General features: G+C 42.6%; 24 protein-coding genes and 3 pseudogenes. All 27 read right to left on the bottom strand.

The window, feature by feature from the left end:
* Positions 1-15: 15 nt before the first annotated feature.
* The 27 genes and pseudogenes from WF803_RS00210 to WF803_RS00340 all read right to left on the bottom strand — a co-directional run bounded on the left by WF803_RS00210 (position 16) and on the right by WF803_RS00340 (position 18,411).
* Entirely contained in the window at positions 16-1,341 is a 1,326-nt protein-coding gene (locus WF803_RS00210; protein ID WP_489611138.1) for an FtsW/RodA/SpoVE family cell cycle protein, read from the bottom strand.
* A complete protein-coding gene (locus WF803_RS00215) occupies positions 1,307-2,305 on the bottom strand; it encodes a YihY/virulence factor BrkB family protein (RefSeq protein WP_489611139.1) in 999 nt (332 codons plus the stop codon). Before WF803_RS00215 ends, WF803_RS00210 begins: the two co-directional genes overlap by 35 nt.
* 61 nt (positions 2,306-2,366) lie before the next feature.
* On the bottom strand, positions 2,367-2,930 hold the full coding sequence (locus tag WF803_RS00220) for a hypothetical protein (protein WP_489611140.1): 564 nt from the start codon (positions 2,928-2,930) through the stop codon (positions 2,367-2,369).
* A gap of 96 nt (positions 2,931-3,026) precedes the next feature.
* Positions 3,027-3,689: a hypothetical protein gene (locus WF803_RS00225; RefSeq protein WP_489611141.1), complete on the bottom strand. Its 663-nt coding sequence runs from the start codon at positions 3,687-3,689 to the stop codon at positions 3,027-3,029.
* A gap of 276 nt (positions 3,690-3,965) precedes the next feature.
* The gene (locus WF803_RS00230) at positions 3,966-4,178 is read right to left on the bottom strand and encodes an XRE family transcriptional regulator (protein ID WP_489611142.1); all 213 of its coding nucleotides are present in this window, start codon (positions 4,176-4,178) and stop codon (positions 3,966-3,968) included.
* A 126-nt stretch (positions 4,179-4,304) separates the two neighbouring features.
* Positions 4,305-4,439 (bottom strand): hypothetical protein, encoded by a 135-nt coding sequence (locus WF803_RS00235; RefSeq protein WP_489611143.1) that lies wholly within the window; start codon positions 4,437-4,439, stop codon positions 4,305-4,307.
* A 306-nt stretch (positions 4,440-4,745) separates the two neighbouring features.
* Entirely contained in the window at positions 4,746-5,597 is an 852-nt protein-coding gene (locus WF803_RS00240) for a hypothetical protein (protein WP_489611144.1), read from the bottom strand.
* A gap of 72 nt (positions 5,598-5,669) precedes the next feature.
* A complete protein-coding gene (locus tag WF803_RS00245; RefSeq protein WP_489611145.1) occupies positions 5,670-6,062 on the bottom strand; it encodes a type II toxin-antitoxin system HicB family antitoxin in 393 nt (130 codons plus the stop codon).
* Positions 6,063-6,096: 34 nt separating this feature from the next.
* Positions 6,097-6,288 carry a type II toxin-antitoxin system HicA family toxin gene (locus WF803_RS00250; RefSeq protein WP_489611146.1) on the bottom strand — a complete coding sequence of 64 codons (192 nt, stop codon included), beginning with the start codon at positions 6,286-6,288 and terminating at the stop codon, positions 6,097-6,099.
* Between the two features lie 144 nt (positions 6,289-6,432).
* Complete coding sequence (locus WF803_RS00255; protein ID WP_489611147.1) at positions 6,433-6,828, bottom strand: phage holin, LLH family; 396 nt, start codon at positions 6,826-6,828, stop codon at positions 6,433-6,435.
* 65 nt (positions 6,829-6,893) lie between these two features.
* Positions 6,894-7,547, bottom strand: a pseudogene (locus WF803_RS00260) (phage major capsid family protein); the annotation flags it as partial.
* A gap of 4 nt (positions 7,548-7,551) precedes the next feature.
* Complete coding sequence (locus WF803_RS00265) at positions 7,552-8,022, bottom strand: phage scaffolding protein (protein WP_489611148.1); 471 nt, start codon at positions 8,020-8,022, stop codon at positions 7,552-7,554.
* 141 nt (positions 8,023-8,163) lie between these two features.
* A pseudogene (locus tag WF803_RS00270) lies at positions 8,164-9,566 on the bottom strand (terminase).
* Positions 9,567-9,627: 61 nt separating this feature from the next.
* A complete protein-coding gene (locus WF803_RS00275) occupies positions 9,628-9,855 on the bottom strand; it encodes a hypothetical protein (protein ID WP_489611149.1) in 228 nt (75 codons plus the stop codon).
* Between the two features lie 106 nt (positions 9,856-9,961).
* The gene (locus tag WF803_RS00280; RefSeq protein WP_489611150.1) at positions 9,962-10,165 is read right to left on the bottom strand and encodes a hypothetical protein; all 204 of its coding nucleotides are present in this window, start codon (positions 10,163-10,165) and stop codon (positions 9,962-9,964) included.
* Positions 10,149-11,261 (bottom strand): hypothetical protein, encoded by a 1,113-nt coding sequence (locus WF803_RS00285; RefSeq protein ID WP_489611151.1) that lies wholly within the window; start codon positions 11,259-11,261, stop codon positions 10,149-10,151. The genes WF803_RS00280 and WF803_RS00285 overlap by 17 nt, the downstream gene beginning before the upstream one ends.
* A pseudogene (locus WF803_RS00290) lies at positions 11,254-11,925 on the bottom strand (hypothetical protein); the annotation flags it as partial. The gene WF803_RS00285 and the pseudogene WF803_RS00290, both read right to left, overlap by 8 nt.
* Positions 11,864-12,121, bottom strand: a complete 258-nt coding sequence (locus WF803_RS00295; RefSeq protein ID WP_489611152.1) for a hypothetical protein — start codon at positions 12,119-12,121, stop codon at positions 11,864-11,866. The pseudogene WF803_RS00290 and the gene WF803_RS00295, both read right to left, overlap by 62 nt.
* Positions 12,118-12,453 (bottom strand): phage head-tail connector protein, encoded by a 336-nt coding sequence (locus WF803_RS00300; RefSeq protein WP_489611153.1) that lies wholly within the window; start codon positions 12,451-12,453, stop codon positions 12,118-12,120. The genes WF803_RS00295 and WF803_RS00300 overlap by 4 nt, the downstream gene beginning before the upstream one ends.
* Before the next feature lie 4 nt (positions 12,454-12,457).
* Positions 12,458-12,547 carry a HeH/LEM domain-containing protein gene (locus WF803_RS00305; RefSeq protein ID WP_489611154.1) on the bottom strand — a complete coding sequence of 30 codons (90 nt, stop codon included), beginning with the start codon at positions 12,545-12,547 and terminating at the stop codon, positions 12,458-12,460.
* 62 nt (positions 12,548-12,609) lie between these two features.
* Positions 12,610-13,518 (bottom strand): phage major capsid protein, encoded by a 909-nt coding sequence (locus tag WF803_RS00310; RefSeq protein ID WP_489611155.1) that lies wholly within the window; start codon positions 13,516-13,518, stop codon positions 12,610-12,612.
* Between the two features lie 10 nt (positions 13,519-13,528).
* Entirely contained in the window at positions 13,529-14,098 is a 570-nt protein-coding gene (locus WF803_RS00315) for a DUF4355 domain-containing protein (RefSeq protein ID WP_489611156.1), read from the bottom strand.
* A 161-nt stretch (positions 14,099-14,259) separates the two neighbouring features.
* Positions 14,260-14,448 carry a hypothetical protein gene (locus WF803_RS00320; RefSeq protein WP_489611157.1) on the bottom strand — a complete coding sequence of 63 codons (189 nt, stop codon included), beginning with the start codon at positions 14,446-14,448 and terminating at the stop codon, positions 14,260-14,262.
* 1 nt (position 14,449) lies between these two features.
* The gene (locus WF803_RS00325) at positions 14,450-15,136 is read right to left on the bottom strand and encodes a hypothetical protein (protein WP_489611158.1); all 687 of its coding nucleotides are present in this window, start codon (positions 15,134-15,136) and stop codon (positions 14,450-14,452) included.
* 167 nt (positions 15,137-15,303) lie between these two features.
* Positions 15,304-15,528, bottom strand: a complete 225-nt coding sequence (locus WF803_RS00330) for a hypothetical protein (protein WP_489611159.1) — start codon at positions 15,526-15,528, stop codon at positions 15,304-15,306.
* Positions 15,525-16,982: a minor capsid protein gene (locus WF803_RS00335; protein WP_489611160.1), complete on the bottom strand. Its 1,458-nt coding sequence runs from the start codon at positions 16,980-16,982 to the stop codon at positions 15,525-15,527. The genes WF803_RS00330 and WF803_RS00335 overlap by 4 nt, the downstream gene beginning before the upstream one ends.
* Positions 16,963-18,411: a phage portal protein gene (locus WF803_RS00340; RefSeq protein WP_489611161.1), complete on the bottom strand. Its 1,449-nt coding sequence runs from the start codon at positions 18,409-18,411 to the stop codon at positions 16,963-16,965. Before WF803_RS00340 ends, WF803_RS00335 begins: the two co-directional genes overlap by 20 nt.
* Positions 18,412-18,413 lie beyond the last annotated feature (2 nt).

Raw genomic sequence — 18,413 nt, forward strand, 5'->3', positions numbered from 1 at the left:
GGAGTCCAGGCTTTTTTAGAACGTCGGTAAGTTTCGAATAATGGGCCAATGCTCAACTTTAAGTTTTTCAACCAAAACCAAGAGCAAATGATTAAGCCGATGAGTCGTTTTTTTAGTGGTATGATCCTGATAGCGAATCGAAGCGACCACCCCTAGGCACATGCAGCAAGTCACTAGAGAGGACCCCCCTTGAGAAATAAAGGGTAAAGGAATACCCGTCAAAGGAAGCAAACCGATATTCATACCGATATTTTCCATGATATGGAAGGCTAACATCGATACGGTTCCCGCTGCAAAGGTTGCGTAAAAACTCCGTCCGGTACTAAATGAACGGGCTATAATAATATAGATAAGGATAAAAAACAAGAGTATAAGAAAACTACTGCCTAAAAAACCGAAGTTTTCCCCAATAGTAGCAAAAATCATATCAGATTCACGAACCGGCACATAAACTTCAAAAGCGCCAAGACCTTTACCAATAATTTGACCAGATCCAATGGCCTTTAAACTTTGACTAAGTTGATAACTCTCTCCTGCTGTACTTCCAAAGGGTTCTAGCCAAGAATCAATTCGTGAGAACTGGTAGTTTTGGAAACCAATTTTTAATAATAAATCACGATCATACAAGACCAGAAACAAAAGTAAGGAAAAAACGGCTCCTAAAATCAGTAAACTCGGAATAATGATTCGCCAACTGATTCCCGATACAAAAATGACTCCAATTAAAATGACCATAAAGACCAGCATGGTACCAAAATCATTTTGGGCAAAGACTAAAACAAAAGGTGGTAGGCTCCATAAAACAAGCCGGAATAAAAACTTCCAATCCATATTGAGCTGCTGGCGGACAGGCAGTTGCTCGTAATGCGAGGAGTTACACAGTACCGTATAATCTCTTACTAAGCGAGCTAGCATCAAAATATAGAAGAATTTCATTAACTCTGAAGGCTGAAACGTCAAACCTGCAAAAGATAACCAGCTTTTTGCCCCCCAAGCGACATAGATATCGCGGTCATAGAAAATAAGCACGGCCACTAAAAGAAGTAAACCGAAGCAATAGCCTAAGGGAGCCAACTTGAAAAGCGTTTCATAATTAATTTGAGCAAGAATAATGGCAGAAATAATCCCCACACCATACCAAATATTTTGCATCACAAAAGGTCTTAGTGAGCCCTGTTCAAATTGTAAGTAAGTTGTTGATAAAACTGTCAGCAAGCTAAAAATCATTAACAAAATAAAGGTGGTGATGAGAGGCCAGTCAAAGCGGGATTGTATAGCATTATGGCTTCTAGCGTAATTAGACCGTTTACTCATGGTTATCACTCCAGTTAAAGGTGGCATTGGTACGGATTTTAACAGCAGGCGGATCGCTAACTAATTCAGGTCGACTAGCTAATTCATATGAAATTTTTCCGGTAGAAAAGAAACTAAAAATAGTTGAAAGAGAAGCGGAATGAGGATTAAAACGAAGCTCACGGTGCAAGACTCGGTATAACATTTCATTAACTGCTGCTCCCGCTAAAACAGCAGCACAGGATAAATACAGCCAAATCATCATGACGATAAAAATACCAATCGTACTTTGTGTCAAGGAGCTACCCACAAAATACCGCACGTACACATTGAACAAATCATTAATAATAAACAATGCTAAGCTACTAATGAGAGCCCCACCCCATTGGTATTTCAACGGTCGGCCGTGCAGGGGGACCACTTGATTAATAAATAAATTAAAAGCAAAGATTCCTAGTAATAACCAAAGCCATTGGAAGTTAATAAGCCATTCCACAAGTTCATTTATGGCCACTGGAATATTGATATTTTGCTTCAATAATACAAATAAGCTTTCTCCAAAAATATAAAAAAAGCTCAAAAAGCCTACCGCTAGGACTAAGGCCGTTGCAAATAAAAACGATAAAATTCTAATGACCAAAAAATTCGCCTGCGTCTCCTGGCCATAAACTTTTTTTAAAATACGCTGCAAGCTCGTAAAACCAGTAGAGCCTGACCAAATTAAAGCAAGGGTTGAAACTGAAATCACACTGAGATTGACAGAGTTTAAATATTGCCTTAACGTGGGCAGTAATAATCCTGATACAGGCTCAGGTAAGATTTGCGTCGCCAGTCCAAGTACCTGCTCACTCCCCATAGGTAATAAAGGAATCATATTAGCTAGTAGGATTAAAGTTGGTACCAAAGCTAAAAGCAAGTAATAGGATAATTGGGCTGCATTCCCAAAAATATCCGATTGCTTAAAAGAAGCCAATAAAATCGGTAAGTATTTAGTTTTAAATCGCTTAATCATTATATCCCTCTAAAATGCTTAAAAAGCCTAGGTCACCCTAGACTTTTGGGAACTTCATGTTCTATTTCTTAGGTGTCACTTCTTCCATTGTACCTGAAGTTGGATCTTGCTGGAAGAGTTTCTGAGTATCTTTGTGGAATTCATAAATGGCTATTAAGTTTTGATGATCTTGGCCTTCAGGAGATTGCCGATAAAGGTCAACTTGAAGGGTATTCTCATCAATTTGGGTGGGCAAGAAATAAAAATCCTCCCCATGATACTTATTATCCGTCGCTTCATGAATCTTTTCGATCGCTTCTTGGATCATTTTGTCATCAAGTTGTTTCTTCTCGCGAATAATGTACTGAGCTGAAGAAGCTGATTTAGCTTTTACAGAGGACGTTAAATCTTCTTCTGGCTTTTGCTCATCGTTGCCTTCACTATGGGCTGGGATCGTGGTTTCTTCATCCGATGAAGATTCACTAACTGCTGATATCTCTGAATTAGATTCTGAGTTAGAAATGGCAGTCGTTTGTTCGGTGTTGGTTCGTTGCTCAGCATCTGATTGCTGTATTTTTTCTTCACAAGCCACCAACAAGAAAGCCCCTAACGATAAAATAATGGGTAAGTGAAACTTATTCTTCATTAAATGTCCACCTCTTAAAAACAGTAATCCTTACTTACTGCTATTTTAACATACCCATAGACATTTTTGGGGGGGAAATCTTTAAGGCTTATTTTATTATTTACTCAAATCCCTAGAATTTTTCTTAAGCGGCAGTATAAATAATATTGTCCCCAAGCAGATTAAGCAGAAACTTTCTCCAGCAAAAAAAGAAAACGTACCAGTAGCTGGCAATTCTTTTTTTTGTTGGGAAGGGGCTTTTTGGTGCTCTTTTTCAGACCTTTTAAGCTTTTTAACTGGTTGATCTTCTTTCTTGAGCTTAATTGAATCAGTTTTTTTTACTGGCTTAGAGCTTGAAGAATGCTTCGGCTTTTTATCTGTCCCTCTTTGTGACTTATCCTTTGAGGCTTTCTTTTTTAAATCCGATTGAAAAATAAATTCATGATCATTTTTTGGCTTTTCCTGGCTAGGCCTTGTTTCTTCCTTATCTTTTTTATTATTATCTTCTGGCTGATCCTTTGGCGTCGGTAAGTCTGGCCATATTTCATTGCCCTCTTCTGCTTCCGGCACAAGAGGAGCCTTCGATTCTGAATTTTCCGGTTCATTATCCCCATCAGTAGAACCCGTGGGGACTTCCGATGTAATCTCATCAGATACTTTTAGGTCTTCCTCTTCAGCACTGAAAGTTTTTTGCTCAAAACTAATAAAAGTCAATAGAAAAAGCATTAGAAAAGTCAATATTTTGCTGGAATATTTAGGATAGGCTTTATTCTTTTTCAATACTATCGCCCCACTTTAAATCTTATACTTGCTAAAGTCTTCATTTTCATTATAGCAAGTAAAAAAAGCTTGACGCCATTTATCTTCATTTTTAAGGCAATTGAAAAACTATTGTCATCTGTATTACATCGGATTTAATATTATTTCTTAGGTTTCCTTTCAGATAGCTCATATCGTAATTAATGTCTCTTAGTCAGGAAAATTTATCAATATTGACTGCTTTTAACTTTATTTAAAAGGGGCTGGAAAAAACTCAGTCTCAGAATATAAAAAACATCAATGATTAGTTTTTCTAAGTTCGTCCGCATATTTTGTAAGTTTACTGGCGGTTTCAAAGGTAATACCTTCTAAAGAAATTTTGTTGTTCACTAATTTAGACAAGTTTTGCTGTGCCACTCCAGTTTCCTTAGCAATTCGGTATTGGGATTGATTTTCTAGCAACCATTTGATCTTTTCGCTATCTGCATACATATTTTTACCTCTATTCATTTTTTATCTACTAGTAAAATAAATATAAAGCACAATAAAATAAATATGATTTTCCATTGCTTTCTTCCTTTCTTGTGTTAAGATAAGGATGGAAGGGGAGGTATCTCCCCTGTATCCCTTAACGACTTACTTTTCCTTGCTTGGGGGTTGTGAGTCGTTTTTTTGTTCTTTACTTTTTTTTATCAATTTAGCTACTCCTGTGAGCAGTGTACCAATTCCAGCTAACAACGTTCCGATGGCTCTTATCGTTTCTGTGACCATTTTTCACTCCCCTTTCTATTCCTTTATTATTTCCTCCTCTCAACTTTCTATATCTAATATACATAGTAATATGTTTATTTGTAAGATTTTTCTTGAGTTTTTTATAAAAATCCCTCCTTTTTTTTATCACAAAGAGGATTAGGAATAGAAAAACGATAAGACAAATAAAAAAGCCCCCTCCAAGCACTAAGTTCGGAAGGGTTGACTAAGGCACGTACACTATAAAAAACGTACACTTTAAGCTATTTATTTATTTTTGTAACTTTGCCTTTTATAGGGGACATGCGCTTCGTATTCAGAATATTCTTATATATTCTTTTCATGGTTTATCACTCCTAAGAGATAGTAGGATTCAGGGATAGCATGGCCGCTTTTTTGTGCGAGTATTTTACCGTTTGAAAAATGCGTCAGTATATCAATGCCCGCGATATCCAGTATATAGCTTTCAACTATTTCTAGTGCGTATTCGAAGCTTATCGACGCCATTGCCGCATATTTTTCAGCCACCTCCTCAAAAGAAGTGAATTTGCCTTTGATTTCCAGCACACGAGCGACAAGTTGTGGGGTGGTCTTATATTTTAGCCACACCGCTTCCTCAATCGGCAAATCAGGATCAAATTTAAAGGTATATTGATCCTTTTCTTCCTTTATTTCAAAGCTTTGGTACATCAGTACTAAGTCCTTTCCTAACTTATAATACCAGCCATGCTCAGTCTCGATCCTTTCACTAACACCACTGCTGCTAGCTTGAAGCAAGCCACCCAAGCTTGGCATTTCCGTGGTCAGAATGCGATCAATGTCCTTATCAATTGTGGAGATATCCGCTTGGAAGACAAAAGCCCCCGCATCCACCGACTCCTCACCTTGCTCGATATACACATCCACTCGCACCTTGCAAGGACGTTGGATGACCGTTGTATCAAAAAGGAAAAGCCCAGGGCGCTCCATACTTTCTAGCACGTACTGCTGCTCGCCAAGCGTGACATAGGCATACACTCGCTTATCGTCTAAGCTCAGCTTATGGCCATCTTCCTCGATAAAGTCCAGGTCGAAGCGTACAGTTTTGATATCTCGGGTCTTGATGACTCCTAAATTTTCCAGTGTCAAACCTCCACCGTGGGGGCTGATTTTAAAAGTTTGCTTGATTGTTTTTTGCATGGTTCCTCCTTCAGTTTGAAAGCATAAAAAAAGAGCTCTCCATGAGTGCTCTTTTCCCCGTTAGTTTTCGGGCTATAAAATTCCTAGCTTTTCTTTCAAAGCGGCTTGGAGTACTCCTGAAAAATTAACGCCTTCTTTTTCGGCAGCATCATTGAGCCACTTGGGTACCGACAAGGTTTTTTTAACCGCCTGTTGCCTGGCTTTATCGATAATCGGCGTCATCCATAAATCAATCAGCACCAGTTTTTCACCAGGCTTTAGAGATATATCAGGATTAGCCGGCCGAGGAATCTCACGGTCATGCTTCGCATATGAAGTGAAAAGACCCGCCAGCATATCCTTAGTGTTTTGCATCGCTTCAGTGATCGTCTCGCCGTCGGTAAAAGCTTCTTCCACACCGACAACTTGAGTGTAAAAAACCCCGTCTTCTTCCGTGATAATACAAGGATACAGCCATTTTTCCATTTTTCTCCCTCCTTGTGAGGCGACAAGCGGAGGGCTAAAATGTTAGCCCCGTAATCCGCTCAATCTTGGTCAAAGTTCCAGCAGGGATATCTTTTTTCGTACACTTGACCGGGCAGGTATACCCATCTTTCACATAAATTTCGTGCGATCCGGTAGTGTGATCAAGCTCCCAGCCGTTTTTTCGAAGCTTTTTGACTACCTTCCTGTAAGGCTTTGTCTTCGTCATATCTTCCTCACCTTACATCTCAGTTATACGTATTATTTTTACGTATGTCAAGAATTTATTTTTTAGTGCACTATATCAGCTTCTAGCCAGTCCTTGAGGAATTTTCTAGCGGGGCACCCCCACTTCGTGTCGCTGGTGTCCCCTTTAGCCATGGTCTCCTGTATCGCCTTTTTGGCGTCGTTGTGAGGGTAGTGTCGACACGATCGCCTCCTTGGTTCGATTCATCTCGTACACGCCTGCTTCGATGAGCTGGCGTTTTTGCTCTGGTGTGAGCGTGATTCCCTGTTCTCGTAAAGCGGCATCTAGCTCTGTTAAGGCGTTCTTCAAGCGCTCGTCGCCTTGAACATCTTGATACACCTGCTCCACGGCATCCACGATAGTTTTAGCGACTTTGCTAGCCGTGGCATACTGCTCGGCAGTCATTCCCACTTTTAGCTCTTTCCCTTTGGCGGCTAAGTACTGCCGCACGCCCGCAAAAGCCAAGCCGATAAGGACAACTAAAATGCTGACAACGGAATTAATCATTACTTCTTTTAACATTTTTTCTCCCCTTCCAAGTGGCGTATGACGCCCTCTAACTCTTTAATTTTCTGCTTCGGTTCTTCCAAGTCAGCTTGGAGGCCATTGATGAGTTCAGGCGCATTCCCCCATGCTAAGTCGGGGAACATAGCCAGCCCTTGCCCATCCTTTTGCTTCGCTAATAAAGCCCGGAATTCAGGGGAGAGGGCCATCCTAGTGACTTCGCCGGCGGCACCTACAACTTGCGCAATCGCCGCTTCCACCGCAGCGTTAGCGTCAGTAGCGTCCGCTGGCAACTGAACCGTTTGGCTGACTTTGGCATCAAAGTGGTTATCCCCAATCACGTTGGACGCTTTCCCTGAACGTGGGTTCACCCCATGGAAAGCCATTAAGTCCAAACCTCGAGCCAGCTTTTTAGAAAAGCCATCATTGAAAGCTCGCAGGATATTGATCTGTTCTTCGCTAGAAGCATACATGAACTCGTCAGAAACACGTGCTCCATATTCGATTTTAATCGGATTAATGGTCACAGGTTCTAAACCAATGCCCCCATGCGTCTTCTTACCCGACTCCGCCACCACATCAATTTCGGAATCCATGGTGAAAGTGAATTCCTTTTGCCCGTTGAAAGGGATAGGGGTTTGCCGTGATAATTTAGCCACACTTGACTTGCCTTGAACTTTACTCATTAAATCAGAAACTAAGTGCGGTTCAAATAATTTTCCTCGTTCTAATACCATTCTTTTATTCTCCTTCTCCTTTTAAGCCATCAAGCATTTTTTGATAAGCCTCTTGTTCACGATCGACCTGTTGCGGTTCTGTAGACGCCAAGGGGAGAGATGCTTTACTTTTCACAAATTCCGCCAGCACGATGGCATCCTTTTGTAATGCTTCCTCATCTCCGCCAGCCAAACGATTGGCGAGCTCCAAAGGCAAACCATTTTGATGCGCAATCTTAAATTTCAAATTTTCTAATTTGAAATCATTCGCCTCTTTCTCCAACGTCTTAAGCTTTTCATCATAGCCTTCATATTTTTTGCTCGTTGAAGAAAGCGCTTGGTTCAAATCGTTCACTTGCTTTTCCAAAACTTGCTTATTATCAGCTAAGTCTTTCAATCGACTGTCCTTATCCGTCAGGGCTTTCCCATGTTCTGCCATAACCTTATCGATTGCTTCTTTTTCTAAACCTAACGACTCTAAAAACTTTCTATCCATCTAATTTCTCCCTTTCGATTATTTTACGTGGCCACGCCCACGAGAGGTTTGCCCCATAACGTCGGGCAGACGAATAGACCTTTTAGCGTCTTATCCAGGACAATAAAAATAGCCACCACGCATTAACGTGCTGACTTTTTATTAATAATAAACTTGTTGCTTTTGTGCTGGCTTCGCATGACTACACGCCCAATGCGCTAATATCATACTGTCCATTAGTGCAATCTCATGCTCTTCAATTTGTGCACGATAGCCAAAGCCCCCACTCGTGCCAATGTTGCGCTTTTCACAGTTGGTCACCACTTGGGCGAGGGATGGTTGGCCGGCATGGACAAGTGTTTCACCATATAGTGCTTGCTCAAACGTGGCATTGGCTAAAATGATTTCTTTCACTGTCGGCAAGATCGGTTTATGCAAGCGTAACTCTGACATTTCATTCGCTAATAGTTGCTGGCCATTGGCGCCATCGACCACGACTTGTTTCCAGTCGGCTTGCTTTAAGAAGTTCAGTATCCAAGAATTCCCATTGCGAATGGATTGGCAATCTAGCACTTCAACAAAAACCTTACCACTTGCCGTTTTTGCTGCCACGCTCATGGCCACATGGGTGCCGTCATGTCCAAATTTAATCCCTAAATATAATTTGCCTTTTAGTTTAGGCAAGCGAGAAACTTGTAAGTTCTCCCACTCGTCCTCAGAAATCACTGATTTTTGGTTGTAGCGGAGCCAAAGCCCAAGCGCTGGACGTTAAAGTCGATCTCATCGTCCCGGACTTCTGCTCGAATATTCCGCTCCGATAAGCGCAAGCCTAAACTAGGGTTGGTTTGATACCACAAGTCAACGTCTCGCATATTAGACTGTTCATCGACTGACCATTCCGCCCAACCCGTATCTTCCAGACCGCCCTCTAACACGTTATTCCTCAAACTGGTAAAGACCGTCCCACTAGAAACCGGTGTGGGGGGTGTCCCGGTGAAAATCGTTTGGGGGTTTTGGCTAGCGGCTGTCGTATACAACAAGGCCGACTCTTGGTTCGTCGTGTACTCTTGCGCTTCGTCCACTACCATCAAGTCAAAGCTTTCCCCTAAACCGCCAGTGGCGCTGCGGGTTCTGAAATCAATCTCTCCCCCATCAGTGAATTGAATATACTCACGGCCAATCGCCTTAATCTTGGTATAGTCTTTTCTCTCTTCGAGCCCCATTTCGTCCAAAAGATCCAACAAGCGGTTAAACGCTGCCGCACTCGTGGAGGTGCGGTGAGCGGTATGAAGCATTTTCTCACCCTGATAGAGCCCATACAACTCACGCATCGCCACGATTTCGTTCTTTCCGTTTTGCCGTGGCACCGCATAGCCAAATTTCATGTGCGTCCACAGACCATCGCTGTTGCGGGCTAAAATAGCTTCCAAGAGGTTTTTCTGCCATTCATAGGCTGTCCGCCCTGATTTTTCATAAAACTTAATGGCTTCGCCTGCGTCTGTTCGGTCGTAGGGTAAAATAATCGATCGGGTAGGCTGTTGGTTGCCAATTCGTTTCGTTGACAAGCCCTTGCCACCCCTTCACCAAATATAAAAAGCACGACTAACTTTATTGGGTTAGTGTGCCTTAAAACCAAGCTACCATGCCGCTTTTTTTCATCTTGCCATTTCTATCATCCAACCCTTGAAAAAAATGACTAATACAATCAAAAGAGCTGTTCGGCTCTTTCAATTCCTTAACATCTCCAGTCTCTGGATTAAAAATAATCCATCCTTTTTTACTTTCATCCCCCTCAGGATAAATTTCATAATGATAAAAGCCATCTTTAAAACTGATTAATTTAAAAGTTAACACTCTTAGTCCCTCTTTCCTTTTTTTGGCGGATCATAAAAATATCTTCTTGAAGTCATCTCATGTGCTTCTTTATAGCTCATCCCTTTTTTATACATATAGTCATGCTCTAACCTAATTTTGCAACAATATCAGCAATGTCAGCAAATCTTCTAGCTTTTTCATCATCAACTTCGACATATGAGATTTCTTGAAAATAAAGATCATCTAAGAGATTTAAAAATTCTTCATCTGTATAATTTTTTTCATAATCAATAATAAAATGATTGTTTTTTAAAAAAAGTTTGTCAGAACTATTAAGATCTATTTTCATTTTGTTCTCCCTTCATTTTTCTTACTAATTTTGAGCTTGTTTTATGCATTGTAGTTATAGCACCGTTCTTAGGGTTTATATAAACTGTCGTTTTTTCACCTATCACTTTAAAAGAAGGCCTATTTTGTGCATCATATTTTATATTTTCAATTTTTATTGGATTATTGATAGCATCCAAAATTTCATCAATATTTAAATCTCGTAGTATAACTCTCTCTGCAGTATGTTCAGAAATATTTTTAATTTTAACACCATTTACGTTTTGCCCCAGCAAATGATTTTTCAATTTCCTTCGGGTCTTGTCTACCTTTTCTTGATATTTTCCTTTTTCTCTATTCACTATATTATCAAGTGATTTAGCTCTGAAATCATTAAGACCTTTATCTATATTGTTTGACAGGAATTGCTTACTATGCACATTCTGCACTCGTCCATCGCCCGGATGATAATCCACGATGCAGCGGCAATTGGCATGGCGTTGAAAGACTTTTTTATCCACACCAGGGTAGCGGTAGGTTCCAGCTAAAGCCTGACACCAATCACAAGGCTTGTGCCCAGTGGCTATTCGTGTAATTTTGGGCGTTTGCCCGGCCTGGTACTGAAACTCCGCATTTTTCTGAATGAAATCATCCACCACGCTTTGGCTGAAATTGACCACCGGTTCATCGAGGAGCCAAGAGACCTTGTCGTAATTTTCTTCCCCAGCGAGGCGCTCAATAATGCCGTTCAAACGGTCTTGGTTAATCGGAGTCTCTACCAGTAGGTGATTATGGGCTTGCTCATTCAAAATCTGATGAACCTCTTTCGCATTCTCCTGCACCAACTGATAATTCCGTTGGAAGGTTTCATTCATAATGCGCTTAGCTATATTATAATACATCCGCCCGTCGGGCAGCACGTCAGAAGACAATTCTTTTTTAAACGCCCGTGACAGGCATTTTCCAACCTCAATGCCAAACTCATGCGAATCAATATGCGTAGCCGTTTTCAGATCAATTTTCTTTTTAATGCTTTTAATTTTTCGGTTCTTTTCAATGTTTTGAACAAATGTTGTTTTAATTTTCTTAAGCAGCTCTGGCGTAACATCTTTAACCATGGCTTTCCCCTTTTATTCCGGTTAAATCCGTTAGCGCTTCGTCACTCATGTAGCCGGGGTGGCTTTGTTGAAGCTTAATAGCCCCATCGCCAATCAGGCTTAATGTGGCAGCATCGGGTTTGAAAATTGGCTGCCATTTGGCCTCCGTTAAATAAATTTGCTGCCTGAGGTAAGGATAACTATCACGCAGTGCGGCGGCCAGATAGCCGACATTGAGGAAGCCTGCACTAAAGTCACGCTGGGCTTTTTCGGTTTGAATTCTTAAGGTTTCGTGGCTCGCTTTAATAGCCTCTGCACTGGCGGGATTCTCTGTGACAAATCCTAAATCATCTAAGGTTAACCCCGTTTCCCCCGCAAATAGTGAGGCAATGGTGCGCAGTTGCTCCGTGAAGGGCGACATGCTTGGGACGCTAAATTGGCCTAATTTAGGGGATTCACCTTCGTTGTCTTTCGTGAACACTAAGAAGCTGGAAACGGTAGCCCGCCATTGGTCCATCTGTTCCGCACTGTCCGACATCCCGACAACATACTTTTGTGGGAAGGAATAAAATTCTGCCGTAATATCAGCACGCTCCAAGGTTCGTTTCGCTGAACGCTGGTAGTCAATAGCGGCAGGCGTGATACGTGAGCGCCCAAACGGTTTCTCTGCATCGGGACAGTGGATTTTTAAGCCGACAGGTCACGGCCTGCGTTTTGAGCTGACCAAACACCGCCATTTGCCGCTCAATAGATATCGGAAGAATGTAAGCATAAAAAAAGAGCCCTTTCTTTTTTACCGGCTCCTTCCGTCCCACAATCGGGTTATATTTCCATTCGGTCCCGCCTGCTGGCAGCAGCTCAATCTTCTCCGTATACCTCATCGAAAGACCACCCCACCCTTTTGACGCTGATCTTCAAGGAGGCCAAATTCACGGTTCAAAAGCTCCATATAAGGCTCAAAATCATCTTGTTGAAAAACATGTAACAAATCCACTTGACGCTCCTGACTCATTCCCTCGGCGCCAATACGGTTGTAGCGCTTGACCATTACTTCCACAAGCATGAAGGAATAACGAGATTCAACGATCACCGCTCCGGTAATTATCCGAAACAGCGCCTCCGTATTCTCTTTAATTTCGGTGAGGAGTTCCACCTGCTCATCGGGAGCTAGGCCAATTAATAACTGGGCACGTCGGACTAATTGATCTGACATAAAATCACTCCAGCAGGGCCAGTAGATCTGCTTTGCGGGCATCCGCGGGATAAGCAATGCCCCGCTCAGCTAAGAGCCCCTTTAATTCGGCCACCGTTCGGTACCTCGATGCTTCAGTTTCCATCTCACTGGCGTTGGAGGCTGTTGCCCCTCCGCTTACTCCCCCGACGCACCACCAGCCTCTAACTTCGCAAAGGCCTCATCCTTCACCAGCATCAAGCCCACATCCATCGTCACCCGCAAGGCCAAGAGTTCTTGTTCAAACAAATTCACTGGCGTGCCGTCTTCATTCTGTAGCGTCGACAACTGAGCGTCTTCAGATAATTGGTAAGCCATGCCATAAGGAATCCCATAGTAGAGATAATCGAAATCGCCTGCATACAGGGTCCCGCGTGCCATCTCTTTGCTTTTCAAGTTGACCACCGGTAAACCATCTAAAGTCTCGTTTTGACGGTCATAGAGCGTCTCTAAAATGCCCGCCTCTTTCTTCGTCGCATTCCGCAAGGCCGTTTTATTTTGCGCCTTCGAAATAAAGGCATTGGCTTCATAATCATTTTCCAATAACACATCTTCCAGCTTCAGGATATTATCATAATTAATCTCCCCGGACACCACCGTCTGGGCCGCCTGCACCGCCCCCTCAATAGATTGAGCGTAAGGGTTATCCACATTCAAAATGGCCGCCTCATCAAATTTCTTATAGAAGGCCTCCGCAATTCGTGGCTTTAATACCTCAAAGAAATTCGCCATGGTATAGGTTAAGTACTCCCGTGAAACCGGAATAATCACCCCTAGCTTATGTGCCACCATCTTAGCGGTTAACCATTTGGGCTTACTCGTCTTAATTTTTTGACCTTCGCCCACCCAGTAAGCGCCCGGTCCTTCTGCGAAATATTGGAATTCTTTTTCTAAGTGTTCCATCGGTTCGTATCTCCCCAATTGCATCACTTTAGAATTCTCAATAACCTCTTGTAAAATCAAATCATTATATTGCTTGGGGATCGTCCCATCTTTCTCCGTGGCCATCGTCACATGGTCGGGATTAAAGTTTTGTCGTTTTAACATTTCATTCCTCCTATTTAATCATCCGGTTCTTCGCCGCAAATGCCGCAAGGGATAATTCGGGATCCGTTGTTTGCACGCCACGATTGGAAACACTCGGGCTTTCTTGCCTCAAGGCAGCCTTCACCCCGTTTTGAACCGCCTCATCTACCAGCGAGCGCACCACATTCACACTCGCTAAAATGGTGTCTTTATCGTCCCCATGGGCTAACAGGTCCGCCAACTCTAAAGGTAAGCCCTTCTCATGCAAGTCAGCTTTAACTTCAGCCAGCAGTTCTTTGTGCTTCAAAGCCGCCTCACGGGCTGCTAAGTCCTTTTCTCGCTTATTCCAATCAGCTTCTTGCTTTTCAGCCTGTGACATCTTCGCGTAAGACCGTTCCTCCTTCACCGCTTCTTGAACAGCGGCTTCCAACTCTTGGTCAAACTTCACTTGCCGATTCGCTAACGCCGTCTCAACCGCTTTACTGATCTGACGGTCTAACTCCGCTTGCGTCTCTGGCAACGCCGGTTGATCGTCTTGTTGCTTAACCTCGTCTTGTGCTTTTGTTCTTTCCTCAGCTTGCGTCATGTTTTCTTTTTCCATCCGTATTCCTCCAGCCCAAACGGTTCAAACAACGCCAAAAAGCCCCCAACCAGTCCTAAGCCCAGTCAGTGGCACGTCATTGACCCCTTCAGTCATCGTATTTTATTCCAACAGTTTAACGTCGTGTTGAGGACAAGAAAAGCACCCTAGGGGTGCTCGTATTAGCGGATAAAAATAAGTTCGTTATTCTCCATTAATTTCTCATATTTTTCAAAAGCCTCTCGGACATTTTCCGGTGCATCGTCACGTAGGTAATAGTGCTTGTCTCTTGATCTTTGAAAGTCAAAAGTAGTATACGGACTAATAATACTTTCTAATCTTGCCATTTCTTCATTATGATGTTCCCACATGCTACCTTTTCCTCCTTACAAAGTTTTTCACAAAATTTTCTGCATACACCTCTTCGGGACTGTTTTTTAATAAAGAGCGGTAAGCATACAAGCTAATATCCTTTTCTATATCGTAGCCTAACTTCTCCAGTTTATCAACCAATAACTCGCTTTCATGCCGAATTGCTTGCCGAATCTCCAAAGGTGTCATATTTTTCTGCTGGTGCTTGACCTTTTGGAATTGGTACCAGTGAGCTAGCTCATGAACTAAGCTACTCATAGGCTCATTCGGATAGGCAACTCCTTGTTGTTGCTGGCAAATTAAAGTATCGTCCGCCACATTCCCTTTAAGGAAAATTGCATTCTTTTTTGGCAAAAAACTAGCAATAACATCTCTGGGCAATTCACTTTGATCCACAATCACAACCTTCGGTTCAATGAAGCCTTTAATCGAAACATGTAAATGCTCTAAAACTTCTCTAAGTTGTTGACCATAATAACGGACAGCAGTTTTATACTTAATGGGAGAAGCTTTGTTTAAACGGAAGCCGTCTGACACATGCAAGTCATCATAGAAACGGCCAAGAATTTGTCGAGTTTTTAAAGTGGGCAAAGATTGACGAACTATCGTCTCACTCTCCTGACTCAACCCTACCCGAGTGTTCCTTCGATAATGTAGGCTGGGCCCCTCTTCTGCTTGTCGAAACATCCCCTTCAACCCCTGTTCATCAGGCACAGGGCCCGTTGAGCACCGGCAAAAGGGATGCATGGGACAAGCATTCAACATTGTTGACAGATAAATTAACTACACTTTGAACTCTTTTTCATTAATTTTAAGCATAAGAAAAGCACCCTCGTCATTTTTTTGGGTGCTTCTTAATTTAACCCTAATTTTTCTAACGCTTCATCTTCTGATATTTCCCGATAGTCGTCTGAAGACTTAGGACTTTCATCGTAAACATCTGCCATGAAGTAATCCATCATAATTCCATCTCGAACCCATTTTTTGTGATTTTTATCATACGTATATCCCTTAGAACCATTATATTTAACGATAATCCCTCTATTTTCTTGGTCAATTAATTCGAAATATGTAATCATTCACTTTTCACCTCATTTATTTTAAAGGGAACTATTAAATTTGATGATAAAGATACCATCTCATCTTGCAGTTCAATATATCGTTTTGATTTTGTATCTTTAATCTTACGTTGTTCTTCATACAAGTCATGCAACTTGCCATTCTTTAATTCGAAACTTTCGGGAGTATGATATTGTATTTCAAACTCATATCCACTCGGAGTTAATACATTTGTATTAATACCTTTATATGGGGAATAGGGGTTTGTCCATGTGTTCTTCACTTCACTTACAGTATAGCCTTTTTCTTTTAACTGATCAACAATTTCAAAATAGTCATGAACTAATTGTTCCGGATCAGATACTGAGGTATATCTAATGACATCACGCATTTTTGCACTAGGTTTCAACAAGATCTTTCGTGTTAACGATTTTTTTGTTTTAATTCGATATTCAAGCCCAACAAGATCACAACCCACTTGTTTTACAATTTCTTTGAGATCTTCTGTAATTTTCGTCTCAACATCACTTGCTTTTGCTAACAAGCTATCCGCACGCTTTTCTGCCTCCCTTTCCCGAAACATCCCCTCCAACCCCTGCTCATCAGGCACAGGGCCCGTTGAGCACCGGCAAAAGGGATGCATGGGACAAGCATTACTCCCCGGCTCCATCTCAGACACTTTAAACGTCTTGCCATCTAAGGCAGCACAAAGGGCGCAAGCCGTAGGCTCCGCCATATACTCATATTTTTCCACGTGATTAAAACGATAATTCTCTTTTTGTACTTCACTTTGAAGCCTAGCCGACTCCGTAATCGCTAGCCGTTTCGCTTCATAAGCCCCGACGCTAAACTGCTCGCGCAATTCTGGCACAAATTCTAAAGGGCTACGGCCTCGTAGCGTCACGCCTTCCACGACCTCTTGGACCAGTCGACCCAGACCGACTTGCCGCCGCCAAACCCGTTCCGACCAGACGACGCCATGGAAACTTGTCTGAGAGAGCGTTTTAATCATCTGCTGCATGACCTCTGCGCTGGGAACTGCAAGTTTTAAGATCCCCGCCTGTTGCTCATAGACTTTCAAGCCCTCATCCAACAACAGCTGTTTCGTAGCTGCTAATTCTTCTTCCCGAAGAGTAGCCATCGCCAGCCGTAAACGCCCTTCTAAGAGTTCGAGTTGATTGACTCGCATAGCAAAATTATAAAGCTTTAACTCACGATTCGCTTTCGGGCTAAAATCTTTACTCTCAACATAAATTCTGGCTTGATCCATAAAAGCTTGCACATCAAACTCTTTAGCGATCTGATAAGGGCTTTCTTCCCCAACTACAAAACGCTCATAATAAACCGTCAGCAGGTCAGCAATGTGTTGCTGAGTTCGTGCATACAAAGCTTCGTAAACTTTACCAACGTCCACGTCACGGGCTAAAACAGCCGTTATTTCTTCTTTTAATCGCTCATGCCAGTACGCCGTCATCCTGATCCTCGCTATCCGACCCTCTCATGAATTGCTGCATGCCGTATGCGTTAGCTTCTCGCTCCTTGGCTAATTGATCCAGCTCCGTTTGGACATTATCCACAAAGGAGGCTTGTGATAACAAAGTCGCTTGACTAAACTTGGCCCCCGCACTTACTAAGCTACTTAATTCTTGCGAGAGATTAACGGGCAAATTAGGGGTAAAGGTCACTTTTAAATATTGAGGCTTAAACTCCCCTTGAAGCTCCCTAACCGTATGCGAAATATTGGCAAGTAGTTGGTAACGCCTGATAAGTCCTTGCCTAAGCAGACGTTCCTTCACCACGCAATCCTGTTCCAAACCAATGAGCTTGTATTTCATCGCCTCGCCTGACCGATTGCCGGCAAAGTTCTCATCACTCACATCCGGTGTATAAGAGAAGAGGAAGATATCTTGCCGCAAACGTGATTTATAGGCTTCCGTCCCTTGCACATCATAAACAGGGTTAATATACTCGGCCTGCAAGGAGGTTTGCTTCCCCTGGGCATCCGTCCCCGTCGGAAGGAGCAACATGTTAGCGTGTTTATCATATGTCACATCATCAGGATTGAAATCCCCCGTAATCACTAACATCGCCTCGTTGGTGTTCGTGAGATAATTCCCCGTGTCTGCTTGCGCATAATCATAGAGATCCATCAAGGGTATCGCCCGCTCATAATCGCCCATGCGATCACGATTAGCTTGGTATTCAATAACAGGCACCTCACCAAAATAGTGTCGCTTAACCACCGGCTCCCCCAAACGCGCCCCATAGAGTGTCGTCGGAGGAAAAACGAGTGTCCGGTCTTCAAGATAAACCTCAATTTGATATAACTCTTCGTCCCCACGCCGCACACTCGGGTAGCGAACCGCAAAAAGTGGCTTTTGGCTGACCGTTTCGTCATAAACCACAAAGGACCAATAAGGGTGACTTGTGGCAATGTGCGTCACATCATCAAAACCACGGTAAAGTAGCTCATAGGCTCGTCCAAACTTTGACAAGTCAAGGCCTAAATCAAAATTATGGGCATCAATATCTTGGTTCGTGTTCCAAGCCTCTAGCCACTCTTGCTGCTCGTCTTGCCCGTCCTCTAAGTAATCAGTCTTAACCGGCTTTCCTAAGATGTAGGACGTCCGAAACATCGTAATATATTCTGCAAAACTATGCGGGGTTCGGTAATCCGCTCTATTATCCCCTTTCGGTTCTGAACGTGAAATGACCCCGTCATTCTTTCCTAAGTAATATCGGTGCAGACGCTTTAAACGCGGAACCTGATTCATTTGGTGATCTTTCACCAAGTCTAAAAATACCTGCCAATTCTGAGGGACAGCAGGCAGGCGGTAAATATGATTAGCGTCCTCAGTCTCTAAAAATCCATATCCCCGTTCAAATTCATTGACTTTCTTCACTC

This window comes from Aerococcus sp. BD502 (assembly GCF_057919555.1).